This is a genomic window from Mesorhizobium sp. P2_B11 (assembly GCF_056404855.1).
Genome location: NZ_JBFUDF010000008.1, coordinates 182,742 through 198,490, shown reverse-complemented (window position 1 = coordinate 198,490; position 15,749 = coordinate 182,742). Strand labels below are relative to the sequence as shown.

23 protein-coding genes are annotated in these 15,749 nt (G+C 60.5%); 13 read left to right on the top strand and 10 right to left on the bottom strand.

The features are described from left to right. Positions 1–14 precede the first annotated feature (14 nt). The gene (locus tag AC1DYJ_RS25830; protein ID WP_477285179.1) at positions 15–401 is read left to right on the top strand and encodes a nuclear transport factor 2 family protein; all 387 of its coding nucleotides are present in this window, start codon (positions 15–17) and stop codon (positions 399–401) included. A gap of 92 nt (positions 402–493) precedes the next feature. Then, entirely contained in the window at positions 494–667 is a 174-nt protein-coding gene (locus tag AC1DYJ_RS25825) for a hypothetical protein (protein ID WP_477285181.1), read from the top strand. A gap of 49 nt (positions 668–716) precedes the next feature. Here AC1DYJ_RS25825 and AC1DYJ_RS25820 read toward each other — a convergent pair whose 3' ends face one another. Next, positions 717–1,331, bottom strand: a complete 615-nt coding sequence (locus AC1DYJ_RS25820) for a glutathione S-transferase family protein (RefSeq protein ID WP_477285183.1) — start codon at positions 1,329–1,331, stop codon at positions 717–719. A 201-nt stretch (positions 1,332–1,532) separates the two neighbouring features. Here AC1DYJ_RS25820 and AC1DYJ_RS25815 point away from each other — a divergent pair, with 201 nt between their 5' ends. Next, positions 1,533–1,961: a VOC family protein gene (locus AC1DYJ_RS25815; RefSeq protein ID WP_477285185.1), complete on the top strand. Its 429-nt coding sequence runs from the start codon at positions 1,533–1,535 to the stop codon at positions 1,959–1,961. Positions 1,962–2,037: 76 nt separating this feature from the next. After that, positions 2,038–2,391, top strand: coding sequence for a DUF1428 domain-containing protein (locus tag AC1DYJ_RS25810; RefSeq protein WP_477285187.1), 354 nt, complete (start codon positions 2,038–2,040; stop codon positions 2,389–2,391). Between the two features lie 9 nt (positions 2,392–2,400). On the opposite strand, the gene AC1DYJ_RS25805 is transcribed toward AC1DYJ_RS25810, so the two are convergent. Together AC1DYJ_RS25805 and AC1DYJ_RS25800 are read right to left on the bottom strand one after the other, a co-directional pair. Next, complete coding sequence (locus AC1DYJ_RS25805; RefSeq protein WP_477285189.1) at positions 2,401–4,035, bottom strand: tetratricopeptide repeat-containing sulfotransferase family protein; 1,635 nt, start codon at positions 4,033–4,035, stop codon at positions 2,401–2,403. Positions 4,036–4,279: 244 nt separating this feature from the next. Beyond that, positions 4,280–4,453: a hypothetical protein gene (locus AC1DYJ_RS25800; RefSeq protein ID WP_477285191.1), complete on the bottom strand. Its 174-nt coding sequence runs from the start codon at positions 4,451–4,453 to the stop codon at positions 4,280–4,282. Positions 4,454–4,793: 340 nt separating this feature from the next. Between AC1DYJ_RS25800 and AC1DYJ_RS25795 the strand changes: the two genes are divergently transcribed. Genes AC1DYJ_RS25795 through AC1DYJ_RS25785 form a run of 3 tightly spaced genes read left to right on the top strand, consistent with a single transcriptional unit; the run spans position 4,794 to position 5,501 of the window. After that, the gene (locus tag AC1DYJ_RS25795; protein ID WP_477285193.1) at positions 4,794–5,063 is read left to right on the top strand and encodes a hypothetical protein; all 270 of its coding nucleotides are present in this window, start codon (positions 4,794–4,796) and stop codon (positions 5,061–5,063) included. Next, complete coding sequence (locus tag AC1DYJ_RS25790; protein ID WP_477285195.1) at positions 5,060–5,326, top strand: hypothetical protein; 267 nt, start codon at positions 5,060–5,062, stop codon at positions 5,324–5,326. Before AC1DYJ_RS25795 ends, AC1DYJ_RS25790 begins: the two co-directional genes overlap by 4 nt. A gap of 37 nt (positions 5,327–5,363) precedes the next feature. Next, positions 5,364–5,501: a hypothetical protein gene (locus AC1DYJ_RS25785; protein WP_477285197.1), complete on the top strand. Its 138-nt coding sequence runs from the start codon at positions 5,364–5,366 to the stop codon at positions 5,499–5,501. A gap of 330 nt (positions 5,502–5,831) precedes the next feature. Here the strand turns inward: AC1DYJ_RS25785 and AC1DYJ_RS25780 are convergent, their stop codons facing one another. Then, positions 5,832–6,248, bottom strand: coding sequence for a Kazal-type serine protease inhibitor domain-containing protein (locus AC1DYJ_RS25780; protein ID WP_477285199.1), 417 nt, complete (start codon positions 6,246–6,248; stop codon positions 5,832–5,834). A gap of 540 nt (positions 6,249–6,788) precedes the next feature. Between AC1DYJ_RS25780 and AC1DYJ_RS25775 the strand changes: the two genes are divergently transcribed. From AC1DYJ_RS25775 to AC1DYJ_RS25765, 3 genes are all read left to right on the top strand, one after another. Continuing rightward, positions 6,789–7,001 (top strand): cold-shock protein, encoded by a 213-nt coding sequence (locus tag AC1DYJ_RS25775; RefSeq protein ID WP_006202520.1) that lies wholly within the window; start codon positions 6,789–6,791, stop codon positions 6,999–7,001. Between the two features lie 352 nt (positions 7,002–7,353). Then, positions 7,354–7,566: a cold-shock protein gene (locus tag AC1DYJ_RS25770; protein ID WP_112561038.1), complete on the top strand. Its 213-nt coding sequence runs from the start codon at positions 7,354–7,356 to the stop codon at positions 7,564–7,566. A 195-nt stretch (positions 7,567–7,761) separates the two neighbouring features. Further along, positions 7,762–8,184 (top strand): BA14K family protein, encoded by a 423-nt coding sequence (locus AC1DYJ_RS25765; RefSeq protein WP_477285201.1) that lies wholly within the window; start codon positions 7,762–7,764, stop codon positions 8,182–8,184. Positions 8,185–8,422: 238 nt separating this feature from the next. Here the strand turns inward: AC1DYJ_RS25765 and AC1DYJ_RS25760 are convergent, their stop codons facing one another. The 3 genes from AC1DYJ_RS25760 to AC1DYJ_RS25750 form a co-directional block, all read right to left on the bottom strand. After that, complete coding sequence (locus AC1DYJ_RS25760; protein WP_477285203.1) at positions 8,423–9,061, bottom strand: MBL fold metallo-hydrolase; 639 nt, start codon at positions 9,059–9,061, stop codon at positions 8,423–8,425. A 219-nt stretch (positions 9,062–9,280) separates the two neighbouring features. Then, the gene (locus AC1DYJ_RS25755) at positions 9,281–9,589 is read right to left on the bottom strand and encodes a hypothetical protein (RefSeq protein WP_477285204.1); all 309 of its coding nucleotides are present in this window, start codon (positions 9,587–9,589) and stop codon (positions 9,281–9,283) included. 145 nt (positions 9,590–9,734) lie between these two features. Continuing rightward, entirely contained in the window at positions 9,735–10,628 is an 894-nt protein-coding gene (locus tag AC1DYJ_RS25750; protein ID WP_112561042.1) for a branched-chain amino acid aminotransferase, read from the bottom strand. Between the two features lie 252 nt (positions 10,629–10,880). On the opposite strand from AC1DYJ_RS25750, the gene AC1DYJ_RS25745 reads away from it, so the two are divergent. The 3 genes from AC1DYJ_RS25745 (at position 10,881) to AC1DYJ_RS25735 (ending at position 13,494) form a co-directional block, all read left to right on the top strand. Further along, on the top strand, positions 10,881–11,414 hold the full coding sequence (locus AC1DYJ_RS25745) for a MarR family winged helix-turn-helix transcriptional regulator (RefSeq protein WP_477285206.1): 534 nt from the start codon (positions 10,881–10,883) through the stop codon (positions 11,412–11,414). Beyond that, on the top strand, positions 11,401–12,120 hold the full coding sequence (locus AC1DYJ_RS25740; RefSeq protein ID WP_023744302.1) for a response regulator: 720 nt from the start codon (positions 11,401–11,403) through the stop codon (positions 12,118–12,120). Before AC1DYJ_RS25745 ends, AC1DYJ_RS25740 begins: the two co-directional genes overlap by 14 nt. Positions 12,121–12,534: 414 nt before the next feature. Continuing rightward, positions 12,535–13,494 carry a phosphatase PAP2 family protein gene (locus tag AC1DYJ_RS25735; protein WP_477285209.1) on the top strand — a complete coding sequence of 320 codons (960 nt, stop codon included), beginning with the start codon at positions 12,535–12,537 and terminating at the stop codon, positions 13,492–13,494. Positions 13,495–13,528: 34 nt separating this feature from the next. Here the strand turns inward: AC1DYJ_RS25735 and AC1DYJ_RS25730 are convergent, their stop codons facing one another. From AC1DYJ_RS25730 to AC1DYJ_RS25720, 3 genes are read right to left on the bottom strand one after another with little or no spacing between them, the layout of a single operon-like run. After that, a complete protein-coding gene (locus AC1DYJ_RS25730; RefSeq protein WP_477285211.1) occupies positions 13,529–14,599 on the bottom strand; it encodes a phosphatase PAP2 family protein in 1,071 nt (356 codons plus the stop codon). Between the two features lie 25 nt (positions 14,600–14,624). Then, positions 14,625–15,164 carry a prepilin peptidase gene (locus tag AC1DYJ_RS25725; protein ID WP_477285213.1) on the bottom strand — a complete coding sequence of 180 codons (540 nt, stop codon included), beginning with the start codon at positions 15,162–15,164 and terminating at the stop codon, positions 14,625–14,627. A 1-nt stretch (position 15,165) separates the two neighbouring features. Next, positions 15,166–15,705, bottom strand: coding sequence for a tetratricopeptide repeat protein (locus tag AC1DYJ_RS25720; RefSeq protein WP_477285215.1), 540 nt, complete (start codon positions 15,703–15,705; stop codon positions 15,166–15,168). Positions 15,706–15,749 lie beyond the last annotated feature (44 nt).

The following is a 15,749-nucleotide window of genomic DNA, read 5'->3' as shown; positions in this document are numbered from 1 at the left end:
GGGAGGAAACGGTCATGGGTGGGGTGGACGTCGTCAAGAGCCTTTATGATGCCTATGCAAAGCGCGACATCAAGGGTGCGCTGGACCACTGCGCCGACAATGTCGTCTTCCGCTGGGTCGCCGAACCGGGCGCGCCCTATATCAGGGCAGGCAGCGGCAAGGAGGAGTTCCTTGCCCGCCTGAAGTCGCTGGACAATGATTTCGAATACCGGAGCTTCCGTCCGCTGGACTACATCCATAGCGGCGACAGGGTTGCGGTGCAGGTCGAGATCCATCTGACGCGCAGGACCAACGGCCAGGAGCTCGTCATGCGCACCGCCGATTTCTGGACGGTGCGCGACGGCAAGGTCGTCGAGATGGTGGAGTACTACGACACTGCCCTCGCCGCGTCAGTGCTCTAAAATAATTTCAGCGCGCTGTCGGATCGCCTGAATCTGCCGCGTCCTTGGGATGCCGACACAGTGATGCCGGCTTCATCTGAGGAGAAAGCATCATGTCCATTCTGTCATCCATAGGCCGCGTCGCCACCCGTTACGCCCAGAACCGCGCCCGCCATCGCAGCGAGCGCGAGTTGCTGGCCCTGCCGATCGAACTGCGCAAGGATATCGGCTGGCCGGAAATCATCATCGACGCGCAAAACGGTCCGCGGATCTGCAGGGCGCCCTGACCATGCGGCCGGGACATATCGATGCAGGCCGCCACGGGGCGACCGTTGCTCAGTCATGCGTATCGCCCGACAGCGGTGTCGCCTGCATCGATCCGCGCTTTTCGAACGCCTCGAACCAGCGGGTCAGCCGTGCCCGCGCGCGAAACGACGGCAGTTCGCGGAACGCCATCCAGGACAGCGTGGTGGCAAGCGCTATGTGGCCGACATGGAGCGGCGCCTCATCGTCCAGCGTGCCGTCGATCCAGTCATAGCTCGCCTCGATCTTTTCGCGGTAGCCTTCGGCAAGGGCGCCGTAACGCAATTGTTCGGGTCTTCTTTCCGTCTCCCAGCGCAAGGCGATACCCGTCTGCGCCAGCCCTTGGGCGACCGCCTGTAACCGCAAAGCCTGCCAGCGCGCCTCGCCATCCAGCGGCAGCAGCTTGCGGCCGCCATGCAGCGTGTCGAGATAGGCGCAGATGACATCAGAATCGAAGAGCGGCGACGCATCCGGCCGCAGCAGCACCGGCACCTTGCCGAGCGGGTTTTCGGCGTAGACACGGGCATTGCGCAAGGTCGGGCTGGTTTCGTGATGAATGACCTCGAGCCGATCGGCAAGGCCGACCTCATGGGCGAAGACCAGCGCCTTGCGCGCGAAGGGCGAATGGGTCTGGTAGTAGAGGATCATTGTCGTCTCTGGGATTGAAGAAGCAGTCCCCTGTTCTAGCCTGCGGGCCGCGAGGATTGCGCTCTGATTGGGCGCCTCCGACGCAAGTTCATTTCGCGCCAAAAAAATCGCACCGGCCCTGTAGGATTGCCGCCGCCTCGTTCGTCCTAGGGTTCGCAAAGGCCAAACAACGCCCAGACCGAAAGCAAAGAGGAGCAAGACATGACCGACCAGACCCCCGTTCAGCCGGCCGCGAAAGTTCTCGGTGGATTGACCCCCTATCTGCAACTGGACGGCGCCTTCAAGGCTGCCGAATTCTACAAAAAAGCCTTCGGCGCCGAGCAGGTGTTCTTCTATCCGCCCGACGACCAGGGCCGCACCATGCACATCCATCTCCACATCAACGGCTCGACCTTGATGATTTCCGATTTCTATCCCGAAAACGGCATGCCCGCCGTCAAGCCGCAGGGCTACACCATGCAACTCCATCTCGGCGCCGACGAGATCGACGCCTGGTGGAAGCGCGCTGTCGATGCCGGCTGCGAAGTCGCCGTGCCGCTCCAGCTGATGTTCTGGGGCGACCAGTGGGGCAACATGCGCGACCCCTTCGGTGTCGAATGGGCGATGAACGCGCCGGCGAAGAAAGGCTGACCATCGTCAACGACGAATTCCCTCACCGGCTGGTGCCGGTGAGGCTGCTTTTTTGAGACACTCCAGGGAGAACCTCATGTCCTATGTCGATGGTTTCGTGCTCGCCGTGCCCAAGGCAAATCTCGATGACTACAAGAAACTGGCCAACCTCGCCGGCCCCATATGGATTGAGCACGGCGCGCTCGCCTATGTCGAATGTATCGGTGACGACGTGCCCAATGGCGAGCTGACCTCGTTTCCACGCGCCGTGCAGGCCAAGGACGACGAGGTGGTCGTCCTCTCCTGGGCGATCTATGAATCCAGGCAGAGCCGCGATGCGGTGATGGCAAAGGTCATGGCCGATCCCCGTTTCACACCCGATTGGGGACCAATGCCCTTCGATATGAAGCGCATGATCTACGGCGGCTTCCAGCCCTTCATGGAGCTTTGAGGAACTGCCTCAGTCCAGCCTGTCCAGCAGCGGCTTCAGCCGCTCTCCATAGCGCTTCCACAGATCGACCGATCCTTGATACATCGGCTGGCGCACCTGCGCGGCCGAGGCCGTGCGCACCGGGCGATCGGTCTCGTGGAACGACAGCACCTTGTCGTCCCAGGGCAGGCCGAGATGCGCGATCAGCGCCCGCGTCTGTCCTTCCTGGTCGGCGACGAAATCCTCATAACGCACGTCATGGACGACGCCGGGCAGCACGCTGCGCCAATGCGCCATGATGTCGGTGTAGAGATTGTGAAAGTCGGCGAGTTCGCCCAGATCATAGCCGTAGCGGTGACTGTCGCCGCGGAAATGCACCTTGTAGATCGACAGGCAGGTCGCCGCCGCATCGCGCGCGCAATGGATGATCTTCGCCTTCGGCAGCATCATATGGATGAAGCCGATGAGCAGGAAGTTGCCGGGCATCTTGTCGGTGACATGCCTGAAGTCGGGATAGCGGGCATGTAGCATGTCGAGATAGGCCTGGCCCGCCTCGGCAAACTCCGTATCGGATACGTCGACAAGTCCCCAGGGAAAGCCGCCGGGCATTGTCGTCGGGAACCGCTTGCCGACCGCGGTCTTCAAAATGCTGAGCTCGCCCGCGCCATAGACCTGAGGATGGCTGGCGATGATCTGCTCGACGAGCGTGGTGCCCGAACGCGGCATGCCGACGACGAAGATCGGCGTGTCGTTGGAAATCGGGCTCGGCTTGTGCTTTTCGAAAAAGCCGGTATCGAACACCGTCTTCATCGCCTCGAATTCGGCGCGCGTCCTCTCGGGGTCATAGTCGATACCCCTACGGCGGATGGCATTGCCTTCGGCGAAATAGTCGAAGGCCCTGTTGTAATCCTTCAAATCGTCATTGGCCTTGCCGAGGCCGAAGGAGAGCTGCATGCGCGCCAGGCTGTCGGCCGGCGCCTTGGCATGCTGTGCCTCCATGCCGGCGAGTTCGGCATCGCGCTCCTTCTGGCGCTTGACCTGCGTCAGCATCAGCCAGGCTTTGGCCATGCCCGGCGTGATCGCCAGCGCCTGCCGGAACAGGTCGGCCGCTTCATCGAGCTTGCCTTTTTCCATCAGCCCGACGCCGAGCCCGTGCAGCAGGTCGGCATCCTTGGGCCGGATGGTCAGCGCCTCGCGAAAAGTCGCCAGCGCCTCGTCCAGACGCCCGGCTTCCTGCAGCGTTTCGGCAAGCCCGATGCGGGCGCGGACATGGAAGGGATTGCGCCCGACCGTGCCGCGATACATCGTTTCAGCCGCCTCGAACTGGCCGAGCTGTTTCAACGCGGAGCCGAGATTATCGCGTGCCGCAAGCTGGTCGGGCTTGAGATCGACCGCACCCTGGAAAAAATCGGCGGCCGCTGCGACACGGCCGAGATCGCGCATCACCGTGCCGAGATTGTTGAGGAAGTCAGGATTCTTCGGCTGCAGACGCACCGACTGCTCGATCAGTTCCAGGCCTTCGGGGCTGCGCCCGGTCTGGTGCAACAGCAAGCCGAGGAAATGCGCCGCCGCCGCGTGATTGGCCTTGCGCGCCAGCACCTGCCGATAGAGCGTCTCGGCCTCCTGCCGGCGCCCGGCCTGATGCAGCTGCAGCGCCTGCTGCACATATTGGTCGAGGCCCAGCGGCGGTTGTCCGCCAGCTCCAGCACCCGCCGCTCTTCTCTGATCTCTGTTGATGGGAAACCTGCCGTGTTTGTCCGCTTGCCGGACCTAAGGCATGGAAGAGGCAGATTCAAGAGTAGATCGCGGCCGGGTATCCTCTTCGCTCGGACAAGAACCGTGTGTTGCTGCAGTGGTTTGCGTGACCTGCGAGCGCACGACGCTGCAGCTCACGACAGCGCTCGCCCGATCAAATCAGCCGATTGCTTTCGGCAAGCTGGCGCTCCCGCCGCAGCGTCCCGTCGGTGTCGGCGACCTTGCGTCGTGCCGCTTCGTCGCTCCTGATCGTCAGGCGCGCGGAGAGGGCGTTAGGGAACGCGACGATTGGCGCGATGGTTGTGGCTGGTCCGTCCGGCGTTTTCATGATTCTCATAGTTTTCGCCTTTTCACTAAAAAATAAAAGCAGGCGACAGGACAATTATTCCGGTGCGCCATCGACAATGGATTTGTTGAATATGAATACGTCATAGCAGTTTTATCCAAGATTTATATGCGCTAAATTTCCAAATCGGCCGGATCGAGGTGGAAATTATCTTGAACAAGCCACTGTTTAAGGCTATGGATTGCACGATCGTTTTTGGGCCAAGCTTGGCATATCGCGGCGTCAGAAGTTCTCGACCCGCCAAACTCATTCCAAATCGCCGATATGTGAATTGCCGGCACAGTGGCGTGCAGCGCGTCCAGGCGGAACCAGAGCCAAGCCAATGTCGGAGCGCACCACCCATTCCATCGCCCATTTCGCGGCACCCTTCGTGCTCGGCGGACTGGAAGGGCAACTGCCGGCCGGCGACTATGACATCGACCACGACGAAGAGCTGATCGAGGGCATGTCGCGGCTTGCCTGGCGTCGCGTCGCCACCTTCATCCATTTGCCGGCAAGGGCGGTGAAGAACCCGACCACCAGCCAACTTGTCGCCATCGACTACCTCGAACTCGAAACAGCGCTGAGGCGCGACCAGGAGAGCGCAGCATGATCCGCTTCCAGCAGAATGCGCGTCCGCGCAACGACACGCCCTCGCACCGCTTCGCCGTCGGCCAGACGGTCCGCATGAAGAGCCGCATCGGGATGCTCCAGAAGCCCGTGGAACTGTTTGAGATCAAGAGCAGGTTGCCGGTCAAGGACGGCTCGCCGCAATACCGCATCCGTAGCGAGCAGGAGACTTATGAGCGGGTGACTACGGAAGACAATCTCGAAGTGGCGGACGATCCGGTTGCTGCCAACAACCCGGTCATCTGACGTCACACCCACCCAACACCTACGAGGAGCAGACAAGATGGCCAAGGGTCAGCAGCGCAGCAACCGCGAAACGCGCAAGCCCAAGAAAGACAAGGTGGTGGCCAAGGCCGCCTCCCCGTTCGGTTCCGCGGTCAAGCAGGCAGAGAACGGCCTGAAGCCAAAGTCCAAGACCTGACCAGCCAGGGGCGCCTCGTGCGCCCCTCCGTCGCCTTAGGTGCCAGGTGACGGCAACAGCTCGCGCAACGCTCTGCCACGGAGGCTTGCCTGACCTTCTTCATAGAGTTCTACCGCTCGCGCGACGCCGACGAAGCCACGCTCGACAAGGTATCGCTGGATGCGCCGAACCTGCGCGCCGCCCTGCAGGGCGCCACCGCGCTGTTCCACAGCCTGGCCATGCCGCAGATTCCTGACCGCTTGCGCATCTGCGACGAGGACGGTGCCGAGCTCTACGCCGGCCCGGCCGATGGGGCGTATCCGGCGTAGCAACGATCCGCTCCTTAGATGTTCAGCAAGGACCGTTGTCGACGACGCGATAGTCGGCGGCACGAGCCTCGCAGGCATTGGGGAAGGTGCGCAGCTCGCCATGGCGGCGGGCGCAGACGGGCGCGTATTCGCGGGTGCAGAATGTCGGCTCTTCGCTGCCGCCACCGCCACCGCCGCCACCGTCACGGCAAGGGCCGTCGCGCACGATGCGGTAGCCCTCGCGCTCCGCGAGACAGGCATTGGCGAAGGTCTGGCGATCGCCGCCGCGCCGCGCGCAGACCGGCTCATATTCCCTGGTGCAGAACTCCGGCTCCGGCCGTGGCGGGCGCGGACGCGGTCCCGGCCCGTCGTCGACGACGACGGTGCAGGCGGCAAGAAGACCCGACAGGAAGAGAATGGTAAAACCCCGGCGCGAGAAGATCGTCGCAAGAAATTTCATGAATATGTCTCCCGGCGCATGACCCCGAACCGGAGGTTCGGAAAAGGATCATGCGCAAAATCAAAGTGCAGGGTCCCTCGTCCCGGCGCAAAACGCGCCTGTCGATCCTCGCCATTCCCTTGCCAAATGCAACCCCTGTTTGCGGCGCCCCGGAGCCACGCAATGCTCTGGCCACACATCGCCCGATGCTGGACTATAGCGGCTGGACCATGCGTGGCCGGGCTCTGGCTGATGACCGCCAACGGGGCCGGGTTTATCGAAGCGCCTGCGTTGGGATGCGTCGATGGGCGCGGCCCGCGGCGCTATCTTGCAACTATCACGTTTCCGTGCGATAAATTTTGTGTTCGGGCATTTGCGACCCGGAGAGCGGAACGTTTTGGACGACCTTTCCCCGATACTGTGAATCTCTGACGGCCCCGTTTTCGGCGGGGGGTTTTACCATGCGCGAATGCAGGACTGCCGAAGCAACCACCGGGACTTGCCCACGATGCCAGGCGGCGGGCAAACCACAAGACTGACACGGGTGAAGGAGTTTCCCCAATGGCCCAGACCGGCACCGTTAAATTCTTCAACGCGACCAAAGGCTTCGGCTTCATCACGCCCGACGGCGGCGCCAAGGATGTGTTCGTCCACATTTCCGCGATCGAGGCATCGGGCCTGCGTACCCTCGTCGACGGCCAGAAGGTCACCTTCGACGTTGAACCCGACCGCATGGGCAAGGGCCCGAAGGCGGTCAATCTCCGCGCGGCCTGAACCGGCGGTGCCCGCGCGCCCGCCAGGGCGCGCGAAAAAGCACTCGAAACGTGCTTGAAGCGGCTTTGTCAGCCGTCCCATAGTTTTCGAAGGCGCGACGTTTTCCGTCGCGCCTTTTTCATGTCCGCCGTCGCCGTGGCAAAGGACGATCAACCTGTTCTGGGAACGGCTGATCGCCGGAGCGATCGTCTGGCGCGAATTGCCCTGGCTGCAACGATCTATTTGACACCCCTTGACCGTTGCCGCCCTCGCCAAAACTTTCTCTTGCCGATAGCGCTAAAATAAAGGACAAATTTCCCTTCGGGCATTTGCCGGCCCGAAACTGACTTTATGGGATCAAAGGGAGCTTCCCATGCCGCAGACCGGCACCGTCAAATTCTTCAATCATGCCAAAGGCTTCGGCTTCATCACGCCGGACGACGGCCAGAAGGATGTCTTCGTCCACATTTCCGCCGTGCAGGCGTCGGGTCTTCCCGGTCTTGAGGATGGGCAGAAAGTGACATTCGACACCGAGCCGGACAAGCGCGGCAAGGGTCCGAAGGCCGTCAACCTGTCGGTCGGCTAAGCCGGCTCAAGACAGTCTGGACGGAGATTGACGGGGCGGAGCGCCTTGCGCACGCATGCGATTATTGCCGCATGAACTGAACCATATCAGCAAATTCCGTTCAGCCCCCGTTCAGCCACGGTCTCCTATTAATCGTCGCCAAGGCCGGACCGCATCCCCGAAAAAACGACCCGGGCCGGCACGAAGGAGACCAAAATGAATCGCATTGTCAAAACCGCCATCCTGGGCGCCGCTCTCGCCGCGACCACACTCGCCACTCTGCCCGCCGCCAATGCCGACGACTGGCGCCACCGCCATCATGGCCGTCACCACAATGGCGACGCCATTGCCGCCGGTGTCGTTGGCCTCGCGGCCGGCGCCCTGATCGCCGGTGCGCTGAGCAACCCGCAGCCGCGCTATAACAGCAACTATGACTATGACGACGACTACGAGTATCGCGAAGTGCGCCCGGTTCGCCGTTACTATGCCCAGCCGCGGGTCGTTTATGCCGACCGCTATGCCGAGCCGTGGACCCGCGACTGGTACGAGTACTGCTCGGACCGCTACCGGAGCTTCAATGCCCGCAGCGGCACGTTCACCGGCAATGACGGCGAGCAGCATTTCTGCACCGCGAACTGAGGCTTCCCTGCCCCAAACAAAAGCGCTGACCGAAAGGCCAGCGCTTTTTTGTTTTTAGGCTCGCTTATTTCTAGACCGTTGCCAGGTGCTCACCCAGCGTGTGTTGAGATCAGGTCAGGCCGAGCTGAGAATGGTGGGCTCCGAGAACCGGAGCGGAGCGTACTTTTGGGTACGTGAGCACCGGAAGCGCAGGAGACCATGGCTCGCAGGCCGGGCTCACCTGAATATCGACACACGCTTAGGTCAGGAACGGATTGGTCCTGCGCTCCTCGCCAAAACGACCGCCCGGCCCATGGCCGCAGATGAAGCCGATGTCGTCGCCGAGCGGCAAAAGCTTGTCCTTGATCGAGGCGATCAGCGTCGCATGGTCGCCGCCCGGCAGGTCGGTGCGCCCCACCGAGCCGCGAAACAGCACATCGCCGACATGGGCGAACTTTGCCGCGCGGTTGTAGTAGACGACATGGCCGGGCGCATGGCCGGGGCAATGCAGCACCTCGAACACATGCGAACCGAACGACACGGTTTCGCCTTCAGTGAGGAACCGGTCGGGCACGCAGTTGCGCACGCCGGCAATGCCATAGCGCTGGCCCTGCTTTTCCAGATTGTCGAGCAGCAGTCTGTCGGCCTCATGCGGGCCGATGATCTCGATGCCGAGCGCTTCCTTCAGTTCCATGGCGCCGCCGGCATGGTCGATGTGGCCATGGGTGATCCAGATCGCGCCGGCCGAGATCGCATTGTCCTTCAGCACCGCCAGCACCTGGTCGATGTCGCCGCCCGGATCGACGACGACGCCATGCTTGTCATCCATGTCGAACAGGATGGTGCAGTTCTGCTGGAAGGGCGTGACCGGCACGATGCCGGCGTTGAGCTGACCCATGATTGTCCTTTCGCTGTGTCTCGCGTGATGTAGAGCAATTCCAGGAAAAGTGTGAAACGGTTTTCCCGGGAAAAGCGCGTCGCGCTTTCCCTTGGGAATTGCGCCCAAAATACACACAGGCGCGCAACGTCCACAGCTCCGCGACAATCTTGACGGACCCGAAAACAGAAATGGGCGGCCCAACGGCCGCCCATTTGACGAAGCCCGAGATGTCGAGGCTTATTTCTTCATCGCGCCCATGACGGCACCGATGATGCCGGTCAGGATCGCGCCGCCGCCTGCGCCGCCAACGAGATTGTCTACGTTAAACGCACTGCCCGCTGCCGTCGCAGCCGCTGCCGGGTCAAACGCGCCGCCGCCGAGCAGTTGGCCGAGGATCGCCGCGCCGCCGACGCCGCCAATGGCGCCACCCAGGATTTTGGTCAACTGGCCCATCGCCGCATTCTTCAGCGCAACGCCGATTGCCTGACCACCGACAACACCCGCTATTACCTGCACAACGATCGCAATGAGCGTGTTCGTATCCATGTACCTAGTCCCTCCATAGCTGCCAGCCTCCCGGGCCGACACCATCATGAGACGCCGAATTAGACGAAAGTCAAATGCGCAAATGCTGAAATAAAAGGGGCGGCCCTAAAACCGCCCCTGCTTGCGAAAAAAGCTGTGATTTCCGTTATTCTGCGGCTATCGCATGCTTAGGCTGCACTGCAGCAGAATAGTCGTTCATCAAAGTCTTGGCGATCTCGCCGACCTCGAATCGGTACGGGCCGATCTCGGAAACCGGCGTCACTTCCGCCGCCGTTCCGGTGAGGAAGCACTGTTCGAAGCCTTCGAGTTCCTCAGGCATGATGGCACGCTCGATGACCTCGAGGCCGCGGTCTTTGGCGAGGCCGATGACGGTGCGCCGGGTGATGCCGTCGAGGAAGCAATCGGGCTTCGGCGTATGGATCTTGCCGTCCTTGACGAAGAAGATGTTGGCGCCGGTGGCTTCCGCTACCTGGCCGCGCCAGTCGAGCATCATGGCGTCGGCATAGCCTTTGGCTTCGGCGGCATGCTTGGACATGGTGCAGATCATGTAGAGGCCGGCGGCCTTCGACTTCGACGGCGCCGTGCGCGGGTCGGGCCGGCGCCATTCCGCCAGATCGAGACGGATGCCCTTGAGCTTTTGCGCCGGATCGAAATAGCTCGGCCACTGCCAGATGGCGATGGCGCAGTTGATGCGGCTGTTCTGCGCCGACACGCCCATCTGTTCGCTGCCGCGCCAGGCGATCGGCCTGACATAGGCGTCCTGGAAACCCTGCTTCTTCAGAAGCGTGGTCGAGGCGTCGTTGAGCTCGGCCACCGAATAAGGAATCTTGAAGCCGAGCAGGCGCGCCGATTCATGCAGGCGCTCGGTATGCTCGTTCAGCTTGAAAATCGCGCCGCCATAGGCGCGCTCGCCTTCGAAGACGGCGCTGGCATAGTGCAGGCCGTGGGTCAGCACGTGGATCTTGGCGTCGGCCCATTTGACGAACTCGCCGTTCATCCAGATGAAGCCTTCCAGCTGGTCGAAGGGAACGGATGCCATGGAAACCTCCCGCGGGCGGCGACCCGCACATCATTGGTGTTGTTGTTTGTTTCGCGACAGCCGCATCAGGCGGCCGGATATCTTTAAAGCGTAAGCGGATAATCGAACTCTGGCAAACTCAGGAAGTTCCGGAAAAACCGCGCTCCCTTGCCTTTTCGTTCGCAATCCGCCCAAAAGCTTGTCAAAAATTACCATTGCAGGGAAATTACGTCAATAGTACTGACATAATTTCCCTCTATGGACGGAGAAATGATGACGGATCGAAGCCCAGCTGCCGGAAAACCAATCAAGACGGCGATGTCGGATGAAGACGGCATCGACTTCGCCATCATCGAACTGTTCTTCTTTGCCTACCGTGACTTCACCTCCGACCCCGACCAGATCCTGGCCGATTACGGCTTTGGCCGCGCCCATCACCGGGTGCTGCATTTCGTCAACCGCCGGCCGGGGCTGACGGTCGCCGAACTGCTCGACGTGCTCAAGATCACCAAGCAGAGCCTGGCGCGGGTGCTCAAGCAGCTGATCGACACCGACCATATCTTGCAGTTGCAGGGGCCGCGCGACCGCCGCCAGCGTGAACTCTACCCAACGGCCAAGGGCCGCGCCCTGGCGCTGGCCCTGGCGCGGCCACAGTCACGCCGCATCCGTGCTGCATTGGAAGATTCCGGAGCCAGCGAGCGCCCCTTGATCGAACGATTCCTGGAAGCGATGGTCAATCCGGAACTAAGGGCGCAGATCGACATTGTGCCTGCAAACATGTCAGGGAAAAGCCATGGAGACCATTGAGAGGGTGGACCAGCCGGCGGCGCCGGACGATGACGCGCCGCATCTGCTTGTCGTCGACGACGACACCCGCATCCGCAATTTGCTGAAGCAGTATCTGACCGAAAACGGCTTTCGCGTCACCGTCGCCGGCAATGCCGGCGAGGCCAGGCGCAAGCTCGCCGGGCTCGACTTCGACCTCCTTGTCCTCGACGTCATGATGCCCGGTGAAACCGGCGTCGACCTCACCAAGGCGCTGCGGGCGGAAAAGAACGTGCCGATCCTGATGCTGACCGCGCTGTCGGAGACCGACAGCCGCATCACCGGGCTCGAGGCCGGCGCCGATGATTATCTGCCGAAGCCCTTCGACCCGCGCGAGCTGATCCTGCGCATCAACAACATCCTGCGCCGCGGCGGCCCGGCGACCACGCCCAAGGTGGAGCAACTGGTCTTCGGCCCCTACACCTTCCAGATCGCCAGGCGCGAATTGAAGCGTGGCGGCGAGGCGCTGAAACTGACCGACCGCGAGCAGGAGATCCTGGCGATCTTCGCCGCGCGCGCCGGCGAAACCATTCCGCGCCACGAGCTGGTCGGCGACGATTCCGAAGTCGGCGAGCGCACCATCGACGTCCAGATCAACCGGCTGCGCCGAAAGATCGAGCGCGATCCGTCCAATCCGGTCTGGCTGCAGACGGTGCGCGGCATCGGCTATCGGCTCAGCGTGGAATAAGCTGGCTCGTCGGCCGGCAGAACTGTCAAACAAAAGTATTTTGGTTTGACAGTTTTTGATCCTGAACCCGTGCCAGGCGATGGCGTTCATCACTTCATGTGGATGCGCTCCCTAACGAATTAGTTGCTTCTTAACCAGGTCGAGCGCATCTTTTCTCGCGGCTTGAGGAGCGATTTGCGCGTGGGCTTTTTGAGAATGCTTGTGATTTGCGCGATTGCGAGCGCCGGTGCCGGTGGTTTCGTCAAGGTCGTCGAATACTTGACCTTTACCCCACCACCACCGGTCGCGGTCGACGCTCCGGTCCTTCTGAAGAAAGACCCGCCAAAGAAACGAATATGGCGGCGGGCGCTGACGTAATTCCGCACCGTGGGGGAGATGGACGTCTCAGAAACGGTTATAGCGCGGCGTTTTCGTGTGACCACGACTGGCGTGGCCGCCCTTTGCATCGCGTATGTTGCTGTGGCTGTTGCGGTAGCACCAACAACCTACTTCGAGATGTTGACGGAATACACGCTCAAAAAATACTCGCTCGCTATCCCCGTACTTCTACTTTTCGGAATGGCAGGCGTGGCGGTGTTGTCGCGGCCTTTCTCGCCTTTGGCGTTCGTCCTCGAGAAGCTGCGCGACAGGGGCAAGGGCGCACTGATGATCACCGGAATGTTCGTTCTTGGTGCGGCCGCGTTTTCCACACTTAAACATGTCACCCCGATCTATGTCCCCTTTTTCGCCGACTCGTTCCTGGCGGACCTGGATGCTGCCATTCATCTGGGCGACCCTTGGAAGGGCGCGCATGCCATATTCCCCCAGGTGCTGGAGCCAGCTCTGTTCGTGCTCTACGGACCTGTCTGGTTTGTCCAAATGGTAGGTATGATACTTGTGGCAGCCTTCACTTCGGATCATGCACGTCGAGCTCGTTATTTGCTTTCGTTCCTTCTCGTTGCCATCGTCCTCGGAAATGTCGTCAGGATCATCGGCTCCTCTGCGGGGCCGATTTTCTTCGAGAGGATCGTCGGTGATCCTCGCTTCGCCGACCTTATTTCGGCCCTCGGCACAACCGCATCCGGCAGAGGAATGATCGCAACCTCAAACTATCTCTATTCATCCTACGCTCACGACCGTACGGTTTTTGGAACAGGCATAGCCGCGATGCCAAGTTTGCATGTAGCCGTGGCGCTTCTGAACGCGCTGTTCCTGTCTCAATTCGGCCGGTGGTGCAGATATTGGGGGTTGTTCTACTTCGCCGCCATCATGTTCGGATCGGTCTATTTCGGTTGGCACTATGCGATCGATGGCTATTTGGCGATCCTCGGTACCGTAGTGATCTGGCGATATGTTGGGCGATTTGTTGGTGAGAAGGTGATCTCGTTGGAATAGGAGGTAGCCGGGTTCAATCGCGATACAAACAAGCTCAGTCCGTTTCGACCCGGCGATCTTTCATACCGATCTGAAGCCCAGGCTGGGCGTTCGACAGCCGTCCTGCAATAGCCCAGATGATTGGCGTCAACAGCATAGAAGCGTATCCATCGACCGCGTAGTGCCAGGCCAAGTGCACCGAGCCCAGCTGGATTGCGGCCAGAAACGCAATGCTGCCCCAGCGGAGTAAACGCCCAAAACGCCAGAGATAAATCGCGTTCAGGGTCGCGACAGCCACGTGCAGCGATGGAAAGGCTGAAATGCCGCTGCCCAAGCGTGGCCCATCGAGCCCGGCATTGGCCAGCAGATAATTTTGCGTATCCAGTGCCGAGATGGGATAGGTCAAGTTGGTCGTCTGAAGGTAGTCCATCAGGGGCGAAAACGTACCTTCACCATAAAAGGGCATAACGAATACTGGCCCGACTGAAGCGAAGGCCGCCGCCAAAACGTTACCTATCAGCACCCAGGTAAGGACGAACGTGACCAGAAACTGGGAACGCAGCCGCCCGTTCCTCGTTGAAAAGGCGACGCAAAACAAAACGATGAAAACCTCGGCAAACCAAAGATTGTAAAGAACGTTCAGCGAAAAGGTGAGAGGGCCAAAGCCAAGCACAGGATGAAAAAATCTCCATGCATCGACCCCGCCATGAATTGCCCTGTCGATCGCCACCAGGGGCGTGTCTGCATAGAATGGTTGAATTTTGCTGAGTCCTCCCTTGATGCTGGTGAACATCGAGAAAAAGAGCGGGATGACGAGCGCAACCGGCAGTCCGGCCGCAAGTCGATCCGGCAGGTTGTTGGCAAGCATAATATCCTTCATGGCACGTAACGGTTGCTCTGGCCGCTGAATAATCAAACGAATCAAAACTATAGCAAGAAGGATCAGGGTCACGATTGCCCCAAAAAATAAGAAGTTTTTATTATATATTTTTAAGTTGATGACGATTTTCCAATGCTCCGTAGCAACAAGCGCGAGTAGAACATAGGCGATTACCGTCACGAAAAATGGTTGGTTGGCGCGCCAAGCCTCCGAAGTGCTACGGATCGCTAGCCGCGCTATCGACATGGAAGAAAATCTCCGGAACCAAGCGCTAGTTAAGCTGCTGCAGTATCCCCGAGCTACCCACCAGCGCCAGACTTGCATAGATCTGGAACGCTATCGTGCAGATCGCAGCCGCCGAAATCGGCACCCCGAAGGGCACGACGCCCTTGCGGTCCAAGTGCTGTATGTAGACGCGAAACGCGCCTGCCGGCAGCATGAAAGGGTTTTTCACGATCGCCGCGGTGGCGAGGGCGAAAACCAACAGCAGCACCGAGAACACGGCGAGACCGCTTCCACCGGTCAGAAACGGAACGACCGCCATCAGCTTGACGTCGCCGGCTCCGACCTTGCGCATGATCCAGAAAGGAAAGAGCGCAACGAACAGCACAAGTCCGGCGATCGCACTCAATCCCATATCCCACCACGATCCGCTTGCTACAGAAACAAGCTGGAGCGATCCCAGCCCGAGGCAAAGCAGCAACAGCACTTCGCGGTTGGCTATCTTCTGGGTGACGAAGTCGACCCAGGCGATCCTTGCCAGCAAAGGAACGGCGAGCGCTTTCAGCAGCAGCGATACGGCAAACAACATTCTACCGCTCGATGTTTTGCACGCTGGACGATAGCAGCTTCAGATTGTTGGCCACGGTCGGATCATTGGGCGCCAGTTCGTAGGCCTTGAGGAAATTGCTGCGCGCGTCCTGAAGCTTACCGCGCAGCAGATAGGAATAGCCGACATTGTTGTAATATTCGGGCGTCGCGCCAACCAGCTTGAAGGCACGGCCATAGGCCCGATCGGCAAGGTCGAAGCGGTGTATCCGGTCGCAGGAGGCGGCCAGTCCCATCCAGGCGCCACCATCATTGGGAGCGAGCTGAGTCGCCTTGAAGAACAAGGCCCCGGCATTGCCGTAATTTTCAGCGCGGAACTGGTTCTTGGCCTCCGCGACGGCCTGGTCCGAGGCGTAGTATTCAACATCGCCGACTGTCTTCAACCCGTCGAAGGCATCGCCAAAGGATGTTACGTCGCCTTTCGACGGCTCGTTGGTGCGAACGACACCGTCCGCCCCATTCGTCTGACAGCCGACGAGCGTCATCATGAACAGGCCGGCTACGACTGCTATTGGCCTTTGCATACAATCTCCCCGAGTCCCCCGACCCATATTAGGAACAGAGCATA

Bases quoted from the DNA above. Each gene is read 5' to 3' on its own strand.
- AC1DYJ_RS25815 (WP_477285185.1), top strand. From the start codon at position 1,533: ATGACCGACCAGACCCCCGTTCAGCCGGCCGCGAAAGTTCTCGGTGGA.
- AC1DYJ_RS25795 (WP_477285193.1), top strand. From the start codon at position 4,794: ATGTCGGAGCGCACCACCCATTCCATCGCCCATTTCGCGGCACCCTTC.
- AC1DYJ_RS25760 (WP_477285203.1), bottom strand. From the start codon at position 9,061: ATGGGTCAGCTCAACGCCGGCATCGTGCCGGTCACGCCCTTCCAGCAG.
- AC1DYJ_RS25790 (WP_477285195.1), top strand. From the start codon at position 5,060: ATGATCCGCTTCCAGCAGAATGCGCGTCCGCGCAACGACACGCCCTCG.
- AC1DYJ_RS25830 (WP_477285179.1), top strand. From the start codon at position 15: ATGGGTGGGGTGGACGTCGTCAAGAGCCTTTATGATGCCTATGCAAAG.
- AC1DYJ_RS25770 (WP_112561038.1), top strand. From the start codon at position 7,354: ATGCCGCAGACCGGCACCGTCAAATTCTTCAATCATGCCAAAGGCTTC.
- AC1DYJ_RS25720 (WP_477285215.1), bottom strand. From the start codon at position 15,705: ATGCAAAGGCCAATAGCAGTCGTAGCCGGCCTGTTCATGATGACGCTC.
- AC1DYJ_RS25765 (WP_477285201.1), top strand. From the start codon at position 7,762: ATGAATCGCATTGTCAAAACCGCCATCCTGGGCGCCGCTCTCGCCGCG.
- AC1DYJ_RS25780 (WP_477285199.1), bottom strand. From the start codon at position 6,248: ATGAAATTTCTTGCGACGATCTTCTCGCGCCGGGGTTTTACCATTCTC.
- AC1DYJ_RS25785 (WP_477285197.1), top strand. From the start codon at position 5,364: ATGGCCAAGGGTCAGCAGCGCAGCAACCGCGAAACGCGCAAGCCCAAG.
- AC1DYJ_RS25750 (WP_112561042.1), bottom strand. From the start codon at position 10,628: ATGGCATCCGTTCCCTTCGACCAGCTGGAAGGCTTCATCTGGATGAAC.
- AC1DYJ_RS25740 (WP_023744302.1), top strand. From the start codon at position 11,401: ATGGAGACCATTGAGAGGGTGGACCAGCCGGCGGCGCCGGACGATGAC.
- AC1DYJ_RS25730 (WP_477285211.1), bottom strand. From the start codon at position 14,599: ATGTCGATAGCGCGGCTAGCGATCCGTAGCACTTCGGAGGCTTGGCGC.
- AC1DYJ_RS25810 (WP_477285187.1), top strand. From the start codon at position 2,038: ATGTCCTATGTCGATGGTTTCGTGCTCGCCGTGCCCAAGGCAAATCTC.
- AC1DYJ_RS25800 (WP_477285191.1), bottom strand. From the start codon at position 4,453: ATGAAAACGCCGGACGGACCAGCCACAACCATCGCGCCAATCGTCGCG.
- AC1DYJ_RS25775 (WP_006202520.1), top strand. From the start codon at position 6,789: ATGGCCCAGACCGGCACCGTTAAATTCTTCAACGCGACCAAAGGCTTC.
- AC1DYJ_RS25820 (WP_477285183.1), bottom strand. From the start codon at position 1,331: ATGATCCTCTACTACCAGACCCATTCGCCCTTCGCGCGCAAGGCGCTG.
- AC1DYJ_RS25755 (WP_477285204.1), bottom strand. From the start codon at position 9,589: ATGGATACGAACACGCTCATTGCGATCGTTGTGCAGGTAATAGCGGGT.
- AC1DYJ_RS25825 (WP_477285181.1), top strand. From the start codon at position 494: ATGTCCATTCTGTCATCCATAGGCCGCGTCGCCACCCGTTACGCCCAG.
- AC1DYJ_RS25725 (WP_477285213.1), bottom strand. From the start codon at position 15,164: ATGTTGTTTGCCGTATCGCTGCTGCTGAAAGCGCTCGCCGTTCCTTTG.
- AC1DYJ_RS25745 (WP_477285206.1), top strand. From the start codon at position 10,881: ATGACGGATCGAAGCCCAGCTGCCGGAAAACCAATCAAGACGGCGATG.